This is a genomic window from Nocardia cerradoensis NBRC 101014, from assembly GCF_000308535.1.
In the GTDB taxonomy this organism is placed as follows: Bacteria; Actinomycetota; Actinomycetes; order Mycobacteriales; family Mycobacteriaceae; genus Nocardia; species Nocardia cerradoensis.
In genome coordinates, this window is the sequence record NZ_BAFW01000114.1 from 1 (window position 1) to 17,471 (window position 17,471).

General features: G+C 70.9%; 18 protein-coding genes. 8 read left to right on the forward strand and 10 right to left on the reverse strand.

Going from position 1 to position 17,471, the window contains the following annotated elements; genetic code table 11:
* Positions 1-84 precede the first annotated feature (84 nt).
* Entirely contained in the window at positions 85-1,077 is a 993-nt protein-coding gene (locus ON23_RS12100; RefSeq protein WP_039778204.1) for an RNA polymerase subunit sigma-70, read from the forward strand.
* Between the two features lie 7 nt (positions 1,078-1,084).
* Here ON23_RS12100 and ON23_RS12105 read toward each other — a convergent pair whose 3' ends face one another.
* From ON23_RS12105 to ON23_RS12125, 4 genes are all read right to left on the reverse strand, one after another.
* Positions 1,085-1,942, reverse strand: coding sequence for a heme ABC transporter ATP-binding protein (locus ON23_RS12105; protein WP_039778205.1), 858 nt, complete (start codon positions 1,940-1,942; stop codon positions 1,085-1,087).
* A complete protein-coding gene (locus ON23_RS12110; RefSeq protein WP_051042550.1) occupies positions 1,939-2,961 on the reverse strand; it encodes a FecCD family ABC transporter permease in 1,023 nt (340 codons plus the stop codon). The genes ON23_RS12105 and ON23_RS12110 overlap by 4 nt, the downstream gene beginning before the upstream one ends.
* Before the next feature lie 398 nt (positions 2,962-3,359).
* Entirely contained in the window at positions 3,360-4,346 is a 987-nt protein-coding gene (locus tag ON23_RS12120; protein ID WP_051042552.1) for a heme/hemin ABC transporter substrate-binding protein, read from the reverse strand.
* Between the two features lie 217 nt (positions 4,347-4,563).
* Positions 4,564-5,526 (reverse strand): aldo/keto reductase, encoded by a 963-nt coding sequence (locus tag ON23_RS12125; RefSeq protein ID WP_039778207.1) that lies wholly within the window; start codon positions 5,524-5,526, stop codon positions 4,564-4,566.
* A 269-nt stretch (positions 5,527-5,795) separates the two neighbouring features.
* On the opposite strand from ON23_RS12125, the gene ON23_RS12130 reads away from it, so the two are divergent.
* The 4 genes from ON23_RS12130 to mshC all read left to right on the forward strand — a co-directional run bounded on the left by ON23_RS12130 (position 5,796) and on the right by mshC (position 9,431).
* A complete protein-coding gene (locus ON23_RS12130; RefSeq protein WP_039778208.1) occupies positions 5,796-6,545 on the forward strand; it encodes a histidine phosphatase family protein in 750 nt (249 codons plus the stop codon).
* Between the two features lie 24 nt (positions 6,546-6,569).
* Entirely contained in the window at positions 6,570-7,154 is a 585-nt protein-coding gene (locus ON23_RS12135) for a DUF3090 domain-containing protein (RefSeq protein WP_036505610.1), read from the forward strand.
* Positions 7,155-7,160: 6 nt separating this feature from the next.
* Complete coding sequence (locus ON23_RS12140) at positions 7,161-8,003, forward strand: SCO1664 family protein (RefSeq protein ID WP_039778209.1); 843 nt, start codon at positions 7,161-7,163, stop codon at positions 8,001-8,003.
* A 189-nt stretch (positions 8,004-8,192) separates the two neighbouring features.
* Positions 8,193-9,431: a cysteine--1-D-myo-inosityl 2-amino-2-deoxy-alpha-D-glucopyranoside ligase gene (gene mshC, locus ON23_RS12145; protein ID WP_039778210.1), complete on the forward strand. Its 1,239-nt coding sequence runs from the start codon at positions 8,193-8,195 to the stop codon at positions 9,429-9,431.
* 208 nt (positions 9,432-9,639) lie between these two features.
* On the opposite strand, the gene ON23_RS12150 is transcribed toward mshC, so the two are convergent.
* Positions 9,640-9,951, reverse strand: a complete 312-nt coding sequence (locus tag ON23_RS12150) for a hypothetical protein (protein WP_210743209.1) — start codon at positions 9,949-9,951, stop codon at positions 9,640-9,642.
* Between the two features lie 143 nt (positions 9,952-10,094).
* Entirely contained in the window at positions 10,095-10,514 is a 420-nt protein-coding gene (locus ON23_RS12155; protein ID WP_039778211.1) for a DUF2000 domain-containing protein, read from the reverse strand.
* A 137-nt stretch (positions 10,515-10,651) separates the two neighbouring features.
* Here ON23_RS12155 and ON23_RS12160 point away from each other — a divergent pair, with 137 nt between their 5' ends.
* On the forward strand, positions 10,652-11,137 hold the full coding sequence (locus tag ON23_RS12160) for an Lrp/AsnC family transcriptional regulator (protein ID WP_210743210.1): 486 nt from the start codon (positions 10,652-10,654) through the stop codon (positions 11,135-11,137).
* A gap of 19 nt (positions 11,138-11,156) precedes the next feature.
* On the opposite strand, the gene ON23_RS12165 is transcribed toward ON23_RS12160, so the two are convergent.
* The gene (locus ON23_RS12165) at positions 11,157-11,639 is read right to left on the reverse strand and encodes an SRPBCC family protein (protein ID WP_039778213.1); all 483 of its coding nucleotides are present in this window, start codon (positions 11,637-11,639) and stop codon (positions 11,157-11,159) included.
* Positions 11,636-12,007 (reverse strand): ArsR/SmtB family transcription factor, encoded by a 372-nt coding sequence (locus ON23_RS12170; protein ID WP_083903868.1) that lies wholly within the window; start codon positions 12,005-12,007, stop codon positions 11,636-11,638. The genes ON23_RS12165 and ON23_RS12170 overlap by 4 nt, the downstream gene beginning before the upstream one ends.
* 99 nt (positions 12,008-12,106) lie before the next feature.
* Here ON23_RS12170 and ON23_RS12175 point away from each other — a divergent pair, with 99 nt between their 5' ends.
* Positions 12,107-15,082, forward strand: a complete 2,976-nt coding sequence (locus ON23_RS12175; RefSeq protein WP_039778214.1) for a type II toxin-antitoxin system Rv0910 family toxin — start codon at positions 12,107-12,109, stop codon at positions 15,080-15,082.
* A gap of 51 nt (positions 15,083-15,133) precedes the next feature.
* On the opposite strand, the gene ON23_RS12180 is transcribed toward ON23_RS12175, so the two are convergent.
* Together ON23_RS12180 and ON23_RS12185 are read right to left on the reverse strand one after the other, a co-directional pair.
* Entirely contained in the window at positions 15,134-15,787 is a 654-nt protein-coding gene (locus ON23_RS12180; RefSeq protein ID WP_039778241.1) for an enoyl-CoA hydratase-related protein, read from the reverse strand.
* Between the two features lie 44 nt (positions 15,788-15,831).
* Positions 15,832-16,452: a TetR/AcrR family transcriptional regulator gene (locus ON23_RS12185; protein WP_039778216.1), complete on the reverse strand. Its 621-nt coding sequence runs from the start codon at positions 16,450-16,452 to the stop codon at positions 15,832-15,834.
* Between the two features lie 155 nt (positions 16,453-16,607).
* Here ON23_RS12185 and ON23_RS12190 point away from each other — a divergent pair, with 155 nt between their 5' ends.
* On the forward strand, positions 16,608-17,447 hold the full coding sequence (locus ON23_RS12190; RefSeq protein ID WP_039778242.1) for a patatin-like phospholipase family protein: 840 nt from the start codon (positions 16,608-16,610) through the stop codon (positions 17,445-17,447).
* The last annotated feature ends 24 nt before the right edge of the window (positions 17,448-17,471 follow it).

Sequence of the window (17,471 nt, forward strand, 5' to 3'; positions counted from 1 at the left end):
GAAGGTGCTGGCCGAACTGCAGAACCGCACGACCGTCGGCAAACTGGCACTGCGGCCGTGACCACGACTCCTACACTCGGCGATATGACGGCGCAGCCACGGGCAGCGGACCGGGACCGATTCGCCGCCGACTCCGAGCGCTACCGCCGGGAGCTGCTGGCGCACTGCTACCGCATGGCCGGTTCGGCGCAGGATGCCGAGGATCTGGTGCAGGAAACCTACCTTCGGGCCTGGCGCTCCTACGCCGGATTCGAGGGCCGGGCGTCGATGCGGTCGTGGCTGTACACGATCGCCACCAACGTCTGCCTCACCGCGCGGACGGCGCGCCACACCCGCGTCCTGCCCTCGGGCCTCAACGGCCCGGACGGTGAGCCCGATCGGGGACCGAGAGACACTGCGGCAGGGGAGGTTTCGTGGCTGGAACCAATGCCGGACGGCTGGATCGCGGCGGACACCGACGATCCGGCGGCGGTGGTGGTCGCGCGCGAATCGCTGCGCCTGGCCCTGGTCGCGAGCCTGCAGCACCTGCCCGCCCGCCAGCGCGCCGTCCTTCTGCTGCGCGAGGTGCTGGCCTTCTCCGCGGCCGAGACCGCGGAGATTCTCGGCACCACCACCGCGGCGGTGAAGAGCGGCCTGCAGCGTGCCCGCGCCCGCCTCGACGAACTGGAACCCGCCCCCGAGGCACTGCTGGAGCCGACGGACCGGCGCGCACGCGCGCTGCTCGACGGCTACATCGCGGCCTTCGAGCGATCCGATGCCGCCCTGCTGGAACAGGTGTTGCGCACCGATGCCACGCTGGAGGCGACCCCGTTCCGCGAGTGGCAGGCCGGGCGGGAACGCTGCATCCGGATGCTCGCCACCTCTGTGCTGGGTACACCCGGCGAGTGGCGGATGGTCGCCACCACCGCCAACGGCCAGCCCGCCGCCGTCGTCTACCACCGCGGCCCGGACGCAGTGCTGCGGGCGGACGGGATAGTGGTGCTGGCTGCGACCGGCGCGGGGGTGTCGCGCGTGGTGAAGTTCCACGATCCGGCCCTGGTCGCACTGTTCGGCCATCCGGATTCGATCGCGGGCTGAGCCGAGGTCAGCGGCGCACGGGCAGGATCAGCTGGGCGCCGGTGACGGGGTGGTCGATGACCTCGACGGGATGGCGGTAGACGGTGGTCAGCAGGTCGGTGGTGAGAATGTCGCGGGGGCGGCCGACCGCGGCCAGGCGGCCTCCGTCGAGCACGGCGACGCGGTCGGCGTAGGCGGCGGCCAGACCGAGATCGTGCAGCACGACCACCACGGCCGCACCCTCGGCGGCACGGGCCGCGGCCAGGCGCAGCACCTGTTCCTGATGGCCGAGATCCAGTGCGGCCGTGGGCTCGTCGAGCAGCAACGTCTCGGTGTCCTGGGCCAGCACCCGGGCCAGCGCCGCGCGGGCACGCTCGCCGCCGGACAGCGCCGGGAACGGCCGCGCGGCGAGATGTTCGATATCGGTGGCCGCCAGCGCGGCGGCGATCGCCTGATCGTCGACGTCCTGGCGCGGGGTGCGAGCCCAGGGGGAGCGGCCCATGGCGACGACCTCGCGGACCGTGAACGGGAATCCGACGGTATGGTTCTGCGGCAGCACCGCGCGGCGGCGCGCCATATCGGTGGGGGTCCAGTCGGCGACCGGCCGGCCGTCGAGTTCGACTGTGCCGCTTGCCGGTTCGAGCTCGCCCGACAGCGCGGCCAGCAAGGTGGACTTGCCCGCCCCGTTGGGGCCCACCAGGGCCAGGATCTGCCCGGCGACGACGTCGATGTCGACCGCTTCGAGCACCGCTCGCCCGCCGCGCGCGATATCGATGCCGCGTGCCCGCAGGGTCACAGCGCCGCGCGGTGCCGGCTGCGGGATGCCCTGTGCGGGACGGAGTCTGCGGATCAGCGCGCGCACCCGTGCCGTGCCCGTGCCGCTCATGCCCAGCCTCCCGATCGGGCGCGGGTGCGCCGCAGCAGCCAGAAGAAGAACGGCCCGCCGACCAGCGAGGTCAGCATGCCCAAGGGCAGATCGGCGTTGTGGACCAGGGTCCGGGCGCCGATGTCGGCGGCCAGCAGCACCACCGCGCCGAGAATCGCCGACAGCGGGATCAGCACCCGGTGCGCGGGACCGACGAGCATGCGCACCACGTGCGGGACGATCAACCCGACGAACAGGATGATGCCGGTGAAGGCCACCCCGGCGGTGGCCAGGATCGCGACGACGACGATCACATTGCGCCGCAGTCGTTCCACGTCGACACCGAGGTGCCGCGCCGCCGATTCCCCGAGCGCGAGCAGATCCAGGCGCGGAGCCATCACGATCGCCGCCGCCACGCCCACCGCGGCCAGCGGCGCCACCACGGCCACCGCCTGCCAGGTGGCGCCGTTCAGGCTGCCCATCTGCCAGAACACGATCTGATCGCGAGCGGCGGGGGAGGCGGTGAACAGCAGAAACGACATCAGACCACCGGCGAAGGCGTTGACCGCGACACCGGTCAGCACCAGCGTCACCGTTTCGGTGCGCCCGCCCGAGCGCGACAGCAGATACACCGCCAGCGTGGTCCCGAGTCCGGCGACGAAGGCGCCACCGGCGACCGACCAGGCCGCCGCGAACGCGCCACCGACCACGATCACCACGCCCGCACCGACGGCCGCGCCCGCGGACACACCGATCACGCCGGGTTCGGCGAGGGGATTGGCGAACACCCCCTGCAGCAGCGCACCGGCGGTCGCCAACGCCGCACCGACCAGCATCGCCAGCACCACGCGCGGGAACCGGACCTCCCACAGCGTGACCTCACCGGCGGGGTGGTGCGGCATCGGACCCCAGTCGAGCCCGATCCGGTGCAGCACGCTGCCGGCCACCTCGAGCGGGGTCGTGGGAACCTGTCCGACAGCGGCCGAGATCAGCGCCAGCATCACCAGCAAGGCGATCGATACCGCGAAGACGACGGTGATGCGGGACCAGCGACGCGGTGTGCGCGGGCCGACGACAGCTTCCCCGGTATCGGGACCGTCCGGACCCGGGAGCGCCGAAATCAGCGGCTCCGCAGCGGTATTCGAGCCGGTCGCAGTTCGTGGACCCGCCGAGTGCGCGGCAGTCCGTTCCGCGCTCGACGCCACATCGGCACCGATCCCCGAGCCCCGCGCAGGATCTGGGCCCGATCGTTCGGCATCTCCGCCGCTGTTCGTATCGTGCTCGGCTGCGCCCGCGCGCTCCGGGTCGTGCGCGCCACTCTCACCCGATCCGGTCGAAACCTCTTGCGCCCCGACCGATTCTGTGGGCCGTTCCGGATTCGGCGCCGTGGGACGAAGACCGGAATCGGCGGACTCCTCACCGGGTGAATCGCCGGGGGTCATGCGGGCTGGGCGCCGTAGACGGCCTTGGACAGCGCTTCGAGCACGTGCCCGGTCTCGGGTCCGAAGCTGAGCAGCACCGCATCGGACATGTCGACGATGCGGTGATTGCGCCCGGCCGGCGTCTGTGCCACACCGGGCACCTTCTCCAGACCGTCGACGCCGCCGACCGATTTCAGCCCGTCCGACATCACCAGCAGCACATCCGGCGCGGCGCTGATCATCGCCTCACTGGTGATGGTGGTGAACGGCTCGGTCAGTCCCGCCGCGGTTCCGGCGTCGACGCCGCCCAGCGCGGTCACCAGCGAATCGGCGCCCGAGCCGGGCCCGGCGAGCATGGTGATCGCGGTGCTGCGCAGATACACGAATCCGATTTTCAACGGCGGCTGGTGTTTCGGCACCGCGGCCGTCGCGGCGGTGATTTCGGCGTGGGTGCGGTCGGCCAGTTTCACCCCTTGGTCGTGGACGCCCAGCGCATCGGCGACCGATCGGATCTGCGGGCCGACGCCGTCGATGGTGCGCTGCGGATCGAAGTAGACGACCGTGATGCCCAGCGCACGCAGCTGATCACGCATGGTGGGGGTGGCGCTGGTGGTGTCGGTGAGGAAGACCGTGGGCCGTTGCGCGGCAACGGCTTCGATGTTGATGCTGCCGTTGCCGCCCGCGACGTTGGGCACATCACGCACCGCGGGAAAGGCCGCCGACGTCGACCGGCCCACCAGTTTCGAACCCAGACCCAGCGCCCACACGGTCTGGGCGAGAGTGCCGTAGCGGTCGACGGCCACGATCCGCTCCGCGGAGGTGACGGTAACCTCGGCGCCGTCGAACGAGTGGACCGTGACCGGCAGCGCCGGTGCCGGTGCCGGGCCGATCGGCGTCGGATCCAGATTCGCCAGCGTCGCGGTCGCGGCCCCCTGCCGCCCGCCCGAGGTGGCGCTGCCGCCGCACGCGGTGGCGACTCCGACGACGAGCACGGCCCCGAGCATCGCGAGCAGCCACCGGGTGCCGGGCGTCCGCCGCCACGTACCCGGCTCGGTCGACGCCGAACGGTTCTGCGCGGTCGTCGCAGCCTTCGGCCCCGCCGGTGCGGCGGAGGCGGCGCGGGCCGAACGGACGTCGAGACACCTCATGTAGGCAAGCCTAAGTGGTCGCGCGAACGGGTTGTCATCGCCCTGTGCCCGCACGCTCGCCCGGCTCGGCCGGTCAGATGCCGCTGACGTCGTCGAGAGCGGCCGCGATCGCGCGCGGAAGCTCGAGCGTTTCGGCGGCGAGCACGCCGGTGAGCTGGCCGATATCGCGTGCGCCGACGATCATCGACGCGACACCGGGCCGGTCGCGCAGCCAGGCCGCCGCCACCGCGAGCGGTGAGGTGCCCAGGCCGTCGGCGGCGGTGACCACCGCGTCCACGACCCGGGTGGCGTGTTCGTCGAGACGTTCGCGAATCTCGGCGGCGGTCGCCTCGTCGGCGCCGCGCGAGTCGGCGGGCACGCCGTCGCGATATTTGCCGGTGAGGATGCCACCGGCCAGCGGCGAGGCCGCGATCAATCCGACCCCGTGATGCCCGGCCGCCGGCAGCAGTTCGCTTTCGGCGCCACGTGCCAGCAGCGAATAGGGCGACTGCGCGGCCACGATCGGGGCGGTCGAGGCCAGGGTGGCCAGCTGCCACGCGCTCAGCCCGCGTGCTCCCGCGTAGCGCACCTTGCCCGAACGCACGGCATGGTCGAGGGTGGCCGCGATCTCGTCGAGCGGGGTGTGCCGATCCCAGGCCGCGACACTCCAGATGTCGAGGTAGTCGGTGCCCAGTTCGGCGAGGGTCCGGTCGAGTTGACGCATCAGGGTGCGGCGCGAGGCGTCCACACTCCAGTGGATGCCCGCCGCGGGCCCGCCGTCGGGGTCGGTGACACCGGGCACCGGCACCAGGCCCGCGCATCCGCTGATCACCAGGTCGTCGCGCGGCACCAGCTCACCCACGAGCTCGCCGAGCATGCGTTGGGCGGCCCCGCCCTGATACACGGGCGAGGTGTCGACCAGCGTTCCGCCGGCCTCCACGAAGGCCACCAGCTGCGCCGCCGCGTCCTCGGCATCGGTTTCCCGGCCCCAGGTGTGGGTGGCCAGTCCCATGCGCGATACCCGCAGGCCACTACGACCCACCGCCCGCTGTTCCATCACCACACCGCCCCAGCTCTCGTCACAGTGTCCGAGCCTAGGGCCACAACCGGTCCCGGAAACGGATACCACTCGCGAACCGCCGGAAGATGCGAGGTGCACCACAGCAGCCGCCGGTGCGGGGAGCCCGGCCCGGAACCCGTACGCCGATTCCTCCGACAGCGAAACAGGTTGCACACCAGCGGGTTCCGTATCGCCGGGTGCTGCGTGCGAGGTCGCGGGCCGGTGACGGCGCGAGCACGGCGGCGGTGATCGCCTAGTCTGGTCCCATGACGGTGATCCTGCTGCGGCACGGGGTGTCGACCTCCAACACCGCGCGCACGCTGGCCGGCCGCAGCCCCGGCGTCGAGCTCACCGAGCGCGGCACCGAGCAGGCCCTGGCGGTGGCAGAACGCCTGGCACCGTTACCGATCGAGCACATCGTGCACTCCCCGCTGCTGCGCTGCACGCGCACGGTCTCGCCGCTGGCCGACAAACTCGGCCTCGACCCCGAGCCCGACGAGCGCCTGCTCGAGGTCGATTACGGCGAGTGGACCGGCCGGCTGCTGTCGGAGCTGGTCAAGGAACCGCTGTGGAAGGTCGTGCAGCAGCACGCCTCGGGTGCGGTGTTCCCCGGTGGTGAGGGCCTGGCCCAGGTGCAGTACCGGGCGGTGGCCGCTGTGCGCGCGATCGACGCCGAACTGGCCGAACGTCACGGCCGCGACGCGCTGTGGGTGGCGTGCACGCACGGCGACGTGATCAAGTCGCTGCTGGCCGACGCGTTCGGCATCCATCTCGACGGGTTCCAGCGCATCGTGGTGGAACCGGCCTCGATCAGCGTCGTGCGCTACACCCCGGCCGCCCCCTACGTGTGGCGGGTCAACGACACCGGTTCGGACCTGTCGGCGCTGGCCGCGGTCGCACAACCGTCCGAGCAGCGCGCCGGGCCCGTCCCCGGCGGTGAGGTGGGCGCCGCGTCGCGGGCGGATAATGGGAATATTGCGGATCCCCCCGATTCGGGGAACGAGCGTAATCAGTGATGCAGTCGGTTTCAGGAGGTGCAGATGGCCCGAGCAATCCATGTGTTTCGCACCCCCGACCGTTTCGTCGCCGGAACCGTCGGTGAGCCAGGGGATCGCGCCTTCTATCTACAGGCCGTGCAGGAGCCCCGCGTGGTGAGCGTGCTGCTCGAGAAGCAGCAGGTGAAGGTCCTCGCCGACCGGATGGGCCTGCTCCTGGACGAGGTGGCCCGTCGGTTCGGCGCGACGGTGCCGCCACAGGCCGAGGACGTCAACGACACCGCTCCGCTCCAGATGCCGATCGACACCGAATTCCGGGTCGGGACAATGGGTTTGGGCTGGGACGCCGACGCCGGCGCGGTGGTGGTGGAACTGCTGGCGATCACCGAGACCGAGGTCGACGAATCGGTGGTCCTCGACGACACCGAGGAGGGACCCGACGCGGTGCGGGTGTTCCTGACCCCGGAGCAGGCGCGCGAGTTCGCGTTGCGGTCGGCGAAGGTGATCGCGGCCGGGCGTCCGCCGTGCCCGCTGTGCGGGGAACCGCTCTCCCCCAAGGGCCACATGTGTGTGCGCACCAACGGTTACAAGCGCGGCGACATCTTCGGCGCGACCGATCTGGAGGACTGAGGACCGGTGACCACGCGCGCGGCGGCCGCAGACGAGGGCGCGGCCCGCGACGGCCTCTACAGCGGTGAATTGTCGATCATCGGGCGGGTGACCACTGCCAGCAACCTGACCCTGGTCTGCGAGATCGACGCCCCGGCGGTCGACGGAGGCGGGGAACCGCTGCGGGTGGTGTACAAGCCGGTGCGCGGTGAGCGGCCGCTGTGGGATTTTCCCGACGGCACGCTGGCCGGACGTGAGGTGGCCTCGTATCTGGTGTCGGCGGCGCTGGGCTGGTCGGTGATTCCGGAGACGATCCTGCGGGACGGGCCGCTGGGCCCCGGCATGGTGCAACGCTGGATCGAGACCGTCGACCCGGGTGAGTCGGCTCCGCAGCGCCTGGATCTGGTGGATCTGGTGCCCGCCGGTGCGGTGCCCGCCGGATTCCGTGAGGTGCTGCGGGCGGTGGACGGCACGGGTGCGCGGGTGTCGCTGGTGCATGCCGACGATCCGCGGCTGCGCCGGATGGCGGTGCTGGACGTGTTGCTCAACAACGCCGACCGCAAGGGCGGGCACGCCCTCGAAGGCGTCGACGGCGGCGTCTACGGTGTCGACCACGGCATCTGCCTGCACAGCGAACCGAAATTGCGTACGGTGCTGTGGGGCTGGGCGGGGGAGCCGGTGGGGGAGGAACTGCTCGGCGATATCGCCGGATTCGCCGACCGGCTCTCGGGTCCGATCGGTGCGGCGCTGGCCGAGCACATCACCGACGACGAGATCGAGGCCCTCGAGGCGCGGGCGCGTGAGCTGCTGAACGATCCGGTGCTGCCGCAACCGATCAGCTCCCGTCCCATTCCCTGGCCGGCGTTCTGATCTGCGGCGGCTCCGCTCGCCTCGATCCGCCGACGTGCGGGCCGCATTCGGTGCGCGCGGCGCGCAACGGTTGACTTCGCCGGATCGGCCGCCTCGGCCGAGGTCGGATGTGGTGGCGAACACCCCGCGACGGGCCCGGTAGCCGGGGTCGGCGGGCGAGCTGCCCGCCCGGACCCTTACCCTCGAATCATGCAGTCCTGGTCCGAAATCTCCGTTCCCGCCGTCCCCGGATCCGGACCGCCGTTGCGGTTGTTCGATACCGCCGACCGGCAGGTGCGCCCGGTGTCGCCCGGCGCGACCGCCACCATGTACGTCTGCGGCATCACACCCTACGACGCCACGCATCTCGGGCATGCGGCGACCTACCTGGCCTTCGATCTGATCAACCGGATCCTGCGTGACGGCGGCCACGAGGTGCACTACGTGCAGAACATCACCGACGTCGACGATCCGCTGTTCGAGCGGGCCGAACGCGACGGGGTGGACTGGCGCGAACTCGGCACCGGCGAGATCGAGTTGTTCCGCGAGGATATGGCGCAACTGCGGGTGCTGCCGCCGCGCGATTACATCGGTGCGATCGAATCGGTCGGCGAGGTGGTGGAGCTAGTGGACAAGCTGCTGGCCGCCGGGGCCGCGTATGTGGTCGACGACGCCGAATACCGCGACATCTACTTCCGCCACGACGCCACCGAACAGTTCGGCTACGAATCCGGTTACGACCGCGCCACGATGGAGCGGCTGTTCGCCGAACGCGGCGGCGACCCGGAGCGCCCGGGTAAGCGCGACCCGATCGACGCGCTGCTGTGGCGGGCGGCGCGGCCGGGTGAGCCGTCGTGGCCGGCGCCGTTCGGCGAGGGCCGTCCGGGCTGGCATATCGAGTGTGCGGCGATCGCGTTGAACCGGCTCGGCCCCGAATTCGACATTCAGGGCGGCGGCAGCGATCTGATCTATCCGCATCACGAGTATTCGGCCGCGCACGCCGAGGCGCTGGTGTCGCATCGGCGCTTCGCCCGCCACTACGTGCATGCCGGGCTGATCGGCCTGGACGGCGAGAAGATGTCCAAGTCACGCGGCAATCTGGTGTTCGTGTCGAAGTTGCGGCGCGCCGGCGTGGATCCGTCCGCGATCCGGCTGGGTCTGTTCGCCGACCACTACCGCACCGATCGGCAGTGGTCGGATGCGGTGCTCGAGCAGGCGCAGCAGCGGCTCGCGCGCTGGCGGCAGGCGGCGGCACTGGAATCGGGTCCGGCGGCCGAGGAAACGGTCGCACGGTTGCGTCAGCATCTGGCCGACGATCTGGACACCCCGAAAGCCCTTGCCGCCGTGGACAGCTGGGTGCAGCAGGCCCTGGAGTACGGCGGCCCGGACACCGCCGCGCCGGGGCTGGTCCGCACCGCGGTCGACGCGCTGCTCGGCGTCACTCTCTGAGCCCATGTGACCGTCTGGGCACAGCCTGCGCGATGCACCGGCTGCCTATTCGCAGCGAATGCAGGGTCAGGTGATCGTCGCCGGCCGCCGACGAGCTGATCCGCAGGTGTCGCACCTGCGGATCAGCTGAAAGCACCGGCTGCAGACCGAAGGCAACGGCATCACCTGTGCCCGTCACCGGGCCTGGGGCGGCAGCCGGTTCGGCCGTTCAGGCGCGGCGGTCGGCGAGCACCCACGAGGTGAGCGCCACCGCGCCGGAGACCACCGCGACCGACGGCCAGGCGCCGATCTTCTCGGCCAGCGGATGCGAGGCGCCCATGGCGCCCACCGAGAGCCCGGTCAGCGCGGCCGCTCCGGGAGTGCCGAGCGCCGCGCGCCAGCGCGGGACCGCGGCCGCGGTCGCCGCGGCGAAGACCACCCCACCGAGTTGCCGCTGCCCGGTCGCCTGCGCGAGCGCGAAACCGCCGAGCAGCCCACCGGCGGCCAGCGCCGACGTCGGCACCGAAGAAATTCCGGCCATACTCACAAACCTCCACACACATCAACCCGAATCGGGACAGCGGCCGGACAGGCTGCGCTCCGACGAAGCGCTGACCGGCCGCGCTCCATTGTTCACCCCATGCTCCGAGCGCCGGATGGCAGCCGATGCAACCTGGTGGCGAGTCAACCGAACAGCGGCAGCGACCCGACGAGCTTGTCGACGTGTTTGCGCCGGCCGTGCAGACCCACGCCGACAGGAGACAGGTGCGCGGTCGGTGTGGCCGCCATCTTGTCGATGTACTCGTCGTAGGTTCTGCATCCCTGGGCCAGGGAACTGAAGCCGACGACGAACATCTCGTCTCGTTCGGCCGCGGCCCGCGCGATGACGCCCACCCGGTCGCGCGGCGCTGTCAGGATCGGCAGCGGGAGGGAGATGACGCCCGGGTGGATCACGCCGTCGGCGTCCTTCACGTCCACGCCGACGAGTCCCTCGACGCGCCTGCCCATGGTCGACGAGAGCACGCTCGCCGCGTTGACCGCGAGTCCGGTGGTCAGCTCGTCGCTGACCACGATCGCGCATTTGTATTCCGGCCGGTCTGTCACTGGTTGCCCTTCCGTGTCTGTCGACGCGCCGCAGCGGCGGCACCGCGTCAAGCTAACAACGGATGCGGAATTTCCGATCGGTTTCCGTGATATGTTCGGCCCTCCAGCGAATATTGCGAATATTGCACGGAAGGTCGGTGCTGACGAGGGTGCTCGACGAATTGGATACGGCGTTGCTGACCCTGGTGCAGCAGGACGCCCGGCTGACGAACAAGGAACTCGCCGCGCGGCTGCACGTGGCGCAGTCCACGTGCCTGGAACGCATCCGCAGGCTGACCAAACGCGGCATCCTGCGCGGCGAGCACGCCGATGTGGACCTGAAACAGATCGGCCGCGGCACCCAGGCGATGGTGGCGGTGCAGCTACGGCCACCGGACCGGGCGGTGATCGAATCGTTTCAGGGGTTCGTCGCGAATCTGCCGGAGGTCCTGTCCTACTTCGTGATGGCCGGCGGTGACGATTTCCTGCTGCACGTCGCGGTGGCCGACAACGATCAGCTCAGCGCCTTCATCCTCGACCGGCTGACCCAGCGGCGCGAGATCGTGCACGTGCGGACCTCGGTGATCTTCAGCCACGTCCGGCGCACGGTCGTCCTGCCACTGGAGGGCGCCGCCTCGTCCTGACTCACTCCGGGGCCTGTGGTCAGGCGGCCGCGGCGGCGCGGGCGTAGGTGTCGGCCAGTCCGGGCCAGCCGCCGGGTGAGCCGACCGCATCGCGCATGGATTCCCAGCCCTCGCCGTGGTTGCCGAAGTCGCCGTGGACGAGGGTGACGGCCGTGTGGGTGGCGTCGACGGGGGTGAACGTGACGTCGACGCGGCTGGTCAGCGCCGGATCGGGCTGATATTTCCAATCCAGGGAGATGTCCCAGGAGAAGGCGAAGTGGCCGGGGCGGTCCCAGACGAGGACCCGGCCCCACGGGCATTCGGTGCCGTCGGCCTCGCGGCCGAACAGCCGTCCGCCGACGCGAGGTTCGACCACCACTTCCGCCAGCGGCCCCGCGCCGATGTGGTGTTCACGAGGCCACCAGCTGTCCATGCCGGTGGTGAAGACGTCGAAGGCGGTGTCGATCGGCGCCTCGACGGTGAGCTCGACGCGGACCTGGGTGTCGCTGGTTTGCTGTGTCATGACTTCTCCTCGGATGTGGTTGTGCCGCTGTATGTTTCGGCCGAAATCGGCTGCCCGGCGCGTGCGGCCGCCTCGGCCCGGTCGCGGAACGACGACATCGCCGTGGTCCAGAACCGGGTGAAGTAGCCGCGCAGGGCGTCGATGCCGTTCGGGTCGAGCCGGTAGATCCGGCGGGTGCCGATCGCCTCGTCGACCACCAGCCCCGCCTGCTTGAGCACCTTGAGGTGCTGGGAGACCGCCGGACGGCTGACCGGGAGTTCGGCGGCGAGCTCGCCGACCGCGCAGGGTCCGCGCCCGAGTCGTTCGAAGATCGCTCGCCGGGTCGGATCCCCGAGAGCGTCGAGCGCACCATCTTGGTAAGTCCCCACGAACCGTAAGTCTAAACTTACGTAATGCAGATCACAAGCCTTTGACGCCTCGAAAGAGCGGGTGATTAATTGTCTCGAGACGCAACAAGGAGGTTGTCGGTGTCGCCATTGCCGGGATCGGATCGGATCCGCGCCGCACGCACCAAGCTCGAGGCGGGAAACGCCCTGTTCGCGGCGGTGCGTAAGGATCCGCGCATCGCCCGTGACCTGATCACCGGCCTGGTCGGCGCCGCCCGATCACAATCCGCCCCCGAGGCCGCCCACGCCGAAGAGGCGGACGGTTATCTCACGCCCGCCGGGGTGAGCGACTATGCCAAATCCGCGCACGCCCGCCGCAGCATCGCCGTGGCACCCGATACGGTGGCGGCCTATCTGTCGGATCTGAGCCGGCTGGCCGATTGGTTCACCCTGCACGCCGGCTGGCGCGGCCAGGCGCCCGGCGCCGTCCGGGAGGGGCTGACCTTCACGCAGCAGGCACTGGTGATGGGCATCCCCGCCGAGTTGCGCTGGACGGTCGTCGAGGCCGGTGAGCGCGGTTTCGCGCTGGCCGGGGAGGGGCCGCAGGGCGTGCGGCTGGGATATTGGCTGACCGTGGCCGGTTCCGGCGACCAGGCGACGGTGTATTTCGATGCGGGGCTGGGCGGCCCGCCGGTCGAGGGCCCGCTGGGCGCGTCGGTGGCCCGCAGCCTCGGCGAGGCGATGGAGCAGTCGCTGGCCCGGCTGCCGGAAGCGATCGCCGCGGCCGGGCCGGTGAGAAAGCGTGCGGCGCAGCCCATCCGGCACCGCGCGTCGGGCACCGAGATCGATCCGCGCACCCCGGTGCTGGTGGGCGTCGGGCAGATCACCCAGCGCACACCGGATTCCGGTTACGGGGATCCGGCCGCGCTCGCGGTGACCGCGTTGCGCCGCGCCGCGGCCGACACCGGCGCCGGGGAGGACCTGTTGCGCCGCGCGGACGCGGTGTTCGCGGTGGCGTGCACGTCGTGGCAGTACCGCGATATGGGCGCGGTCATCGCGCAGCGATTGGGCGTGGCCGGCGTCGACACCGCGCAGTCGAGTCCGTTCGGTGGCGACGGTGGGCAGCTGGTGATCAACGAGGCCGCGGCGGCGATCGCGGCCGGTGATTACGACATGGTGCTGGTCACCGGCGCGGAGGCCGGAGCGACGCAGGCCGCCGCGCAGCGCGCCGGTGTCGAGTTGTCCTGGCCGCAGCAGGGTTCCGAGGTCGCGCCGACCCGTTCGATCGGTATCGACAAGCCGGCCAACAATCCGGCCGAGACGGCGGCGGGCCTGATCGCGCCGATCAATATGTATGCCCTGCTGGAGTCGGCGAACCGGCATCGGCTCGGCCGCAGTCCCGGCGATCACGCCGCGGCGGTGGCCGAACTCTGGTCGCGACTGTCGGCGGTGGCGGCGCGCAACGAATATGCCTGGCAGCCCGAGGAATTCGATGCCGATCGGATCGCCACCCCCGGCCCGGACAATCGCATGGTCTCCACGCCCTACACCAAGCTGGAATGCGCGAATCTGACCGTCGACATGGCCAGCGGCATCGTGATGTGCAGTGCCGCGGCCGCCCAGGAGGCCGGAATCGCGCAGGACAAGTGGATTTTCATCCACGCCGGCGCCTCCGGGCACGACGAGTGGTTCACCAGTGAGCGCGCCGAGCTGGCCGCCTCACCGGCGATCGCGACGCTGGGCCGGGCGGTGCTCGAACACAGCGGTATCGGTGTCGACGCGCTGACCCATGTGGATCTCTACGCGTGTTTCCCGGTGGCCGTGCAGATCGCCGCGCGCGAATTGGGACTGGCGATCGACGATCCGGCACGTCCGCTGTCGGTGACCGGCGGGCTGACCTTCGGCGGTGGTCCGGGCAACAACTACGGCGGCCACGCGGTGGCGACGATGGTGTCGCGGTTGCGCGCGGAACCGGGCACCTTCGGCCTTGCGAGTTCGCTGGGCTGGTATGTCACCAAACACGCACTGGGGGTGTATTCTTCGCTGCCGCCCGCCCAGCCCTACCGGCATCTGCGCCCGATCATCGAGAATCCGCCGGCGCGTCCGGCCCGCAGCACCCACGACGGTCCCGCGGTGGTGGAGGCCTACACCGTCGCCTATGCCCGCGACGGACAGCCGGAAGCGGCGATCCTGAGCCTGATCGAACCCGCGGGCGGCCGAATCCTGCTGCGCAACACCGATTCCGAGCTGATCGCCGAACTGGTCGACGGCGATCTGCTGGGCCTGCCGGTGACGGTGTCCGGACACGACATCAGCGTCGAGCGCCGCGAACGGGTGGAATTGCCGGCCCCGCCCGCACCACCGGTGCTGGTGGAGCGGCGCGGCGCGATCACGATCATCACCCTGAACCGCCCGCAGGTGCGCAATGCCGTGAATCTGGCCACCGCCCTCGGACTGGAACGGGCCCTGGACGCCTACGAGGCCGATCCGTCGGCGCAGGTCGCGATCATCACCGGCGCGGGTGGATATTTCTGCGCCGGAATGGATCTCAAGGCCGCCGCGCGCGGTGAGACACCGATGACCGAGAAACGCGGCCCGCTCGGTATCACCGCGCAGCCGCCGGTGAAGCCGTTGATCGCGGCGGTCGAGGGGCCCGCCCTGGCCGGTGGCTGCGAGCTGGCGCTGGCCGCCGATCTCGTTGTGGCAGCCCAGGATTCGACGTTCGGGATCCCGGAGGTCAAACGCGGACTGGTGGCCGTCGGCGGTGGCGTGTTGCGGCTGGCGCAGCGGTTGCCGCGGGCGGTGGCGATGGAGCTGGCGCTGACCGGTGATCCGATCTCCGCCGACCGCGCGGCAGCGCTGGGGCTGGTCAATCAGGTGACCGAATCGGGGAAGGCCCTCGACGCCGCGCTGGAGCTGGCGCAGCGGATCGCGGTGAACGCGCCGTTGAGTCTGGCGGCGAGCAAACGCATCATCGACGAATCACCGGACTGGTCCACCGATGTCGCGTTCACCCGCCAGCTCGAGGTGTCGGGCAGTGCGCTGTCGTCGGAGGATGCGGCCGAGGGCGTGCTGGCGTTCGCGCAGAAGCGCACGCCGGAATGGAAGGGACGCTGAGCAGCGCCGCGCGCACACGCCGCGACCCGACACCGGTTGCGGCCGTGACCTTCACGCGATGAGAGCGGTGTAGGCGTCGGCGTAGAACACCGACTTGATCGAGCCCAGCGTGCCTTGGTCCTTGGCGCCCAGCGGGGCCAGCAGCGCGGTGGCGGTCTCGACCTCCGTGCCCGCGGCGGCGGTGGCGTCGACCAGGCCGTATTCGTGTGCTTCGAGCCCGCCGAATCGGCGGCCGGTGAGTACGGCGGCGGTGACGGCCTCGGCCGACAGCTTGGCCCGCACGAGCGCGGCCAGCGCGGGGGTGAACGGCACGCGGATGTCGACCTCGGGGAAGCAGAAGTAGCCGCGATCGGCGCGCATGACGCGCTGGTCGTGCGCGAGGGCGAGCATGGCGCCGGCGCCGAAGGCGTGGCCGGGCAGAGCCGCCACACTCGGCACCGGCAGCGTGAGCACGCGCGCGAGCAGCCCCTGCACCTGCTCGACGTACCACGGCGTGCGGTCGCCGTTGGCGCTCAACCAGTCCAAATCGAGTCCGTTGGAGTAGAACTTGCCGCTCGCGGTGGTGATCAATCCGGTGGCGCCGTCGGCGAGGACGGTGTCGAGGTGAGCGTCCACGGCGGCGAGGAACTCGGGTGAGAAACGGTTCTCGTCCGCGCCGAGGTCGAGGACGGCGACGCTGTCACGGTAGGTGAGGGTCGGGGACATCGGGACTCCTTCGGTTTTTCGGTGATGGCCGGTGTTGCTGATGGTCAACGTTTCGGTGGGGGCCCGGCGGTGACGGCGGCACGGACGGCCGCCCGCAACCGCATGCGGGTGTCGGGGTCGGCGAGGCGGTCACGCGACAGCAGCAGCGCCGTGGGCAGATCGACGATGCAGGCGGTGATCACCTCGACCGCGCGCCGGTCCTCGCGGTGCCACAGGTGCGCCGACAGCCTCCGCATCACCGCGACGAGCCCGCGCTGTTGTGCCCGCACCTCGGCGGCCACACTGTCGGGCAGCTCCGCGGCCAGCACCTCGTCGTGGCGCAGCACCGACACCAGACGCGAGGAGGCCGGATACCGTTCGGCGAACTCCGCGGGCGCCTCGGCCGCGCGCACGACCGCCTCCACAGCGGCGGCGCTGCCGGAACCGTCGGCCAGCGCCGCGTCGACGAGTTCGTTCTGCACGTCCAGGAACCGGCGCGCGGCGCGAATCCACATGCGCGCCACCAGTTCCGCGCGCGAGCCGAAGCTGTGGTAGATCGCCCCGTTCGACATCCCACTGGCAGCCGCGACCGCGCGGATGGTCACCGCCGGCACACCGGCGGCCACGGCGAGCGCTTCGGCATGGTCGAGAACGACATCGAGATCGTGAATGCGAGGGCGGGGCACGACCTCACCATAACAGAGCGACTGCTCTATTATTCGGTGGTGTGTGCCACACGACCGCCGCCGCGGACCGGCCCCGCGCATCCGGCCGCCGACATCGCGGTCCGGGATGGTCCGAGGCGCTGCGCGACGGTGAGCGCGCCGGTAGTGTCGCGCTCATGTGTGCTGCACTCTCGCCCGATCGATTCCGCACCGCATTGGTACTGGGCGGTGGCGGCCCCGTCGGGATCGCGTGGATGGCCGGAGTGATGGTCGGATTGCGCGGCGCCGGGATCGATCCCGCGCGCGCCGACCGGATCGTGGGCACGTCGGCGGGGTCGGTGGTCGGTGCGGTGCTCGCGGCGGGTGGCGATCTGGAACACCTGGGCGCCGCCCGGTCACCCGGCGGTGAATCGTTCGCGCCGGATCCGCGGCGGCTCGCCGAGATCTTCTCGCTGCGGACCACCAGCGGCGACGCGCGCGAAATCCGCCGCCGCATGGGCGAATTGGCGCTGGCCGCCGATGCCGGCGATCCCGGCGCGCATGTCGAGCGGATCGCCCGGCTGGCCGGTGTCACCGAGTGGCCGGATGCCGACCTGCGCGTCACCACCATCGATATCGGCACCGGTGAACTGCAGGTGTGGACTCGCGATACCGCGGCGACGTTGCCGCAGGCCTTGGCCGCGAGCACCGCGGTGCCCGGTGTCTTCCCGCCGATACCGATCGGCGAATCCCGCTATTTCGACGGCGGCGTGCGCTCGGCCCTCAATGCCGACCTGGCCGCCGGCGCGGAGATCGTGGTGATCATGGAACCGCTCGCGCACATGTTCCCCCGCACCCGCGCCGACAGCACACACGGCGCGGCGACAGAGATCTCGCTCGCCCCCGATGCCGACGCGGTGGCGGTATTCGGCTTCGACGTGTTCAACCCGGCCGCGTTGGCTCCCGCCTACGAAGCCGGATTGCGCCAATCAGCGGATGCGGCAAAGCAATTGGCCGACGTCGGATTCGATGCCTGACAGCGGCACCTGAGACCGATGCCC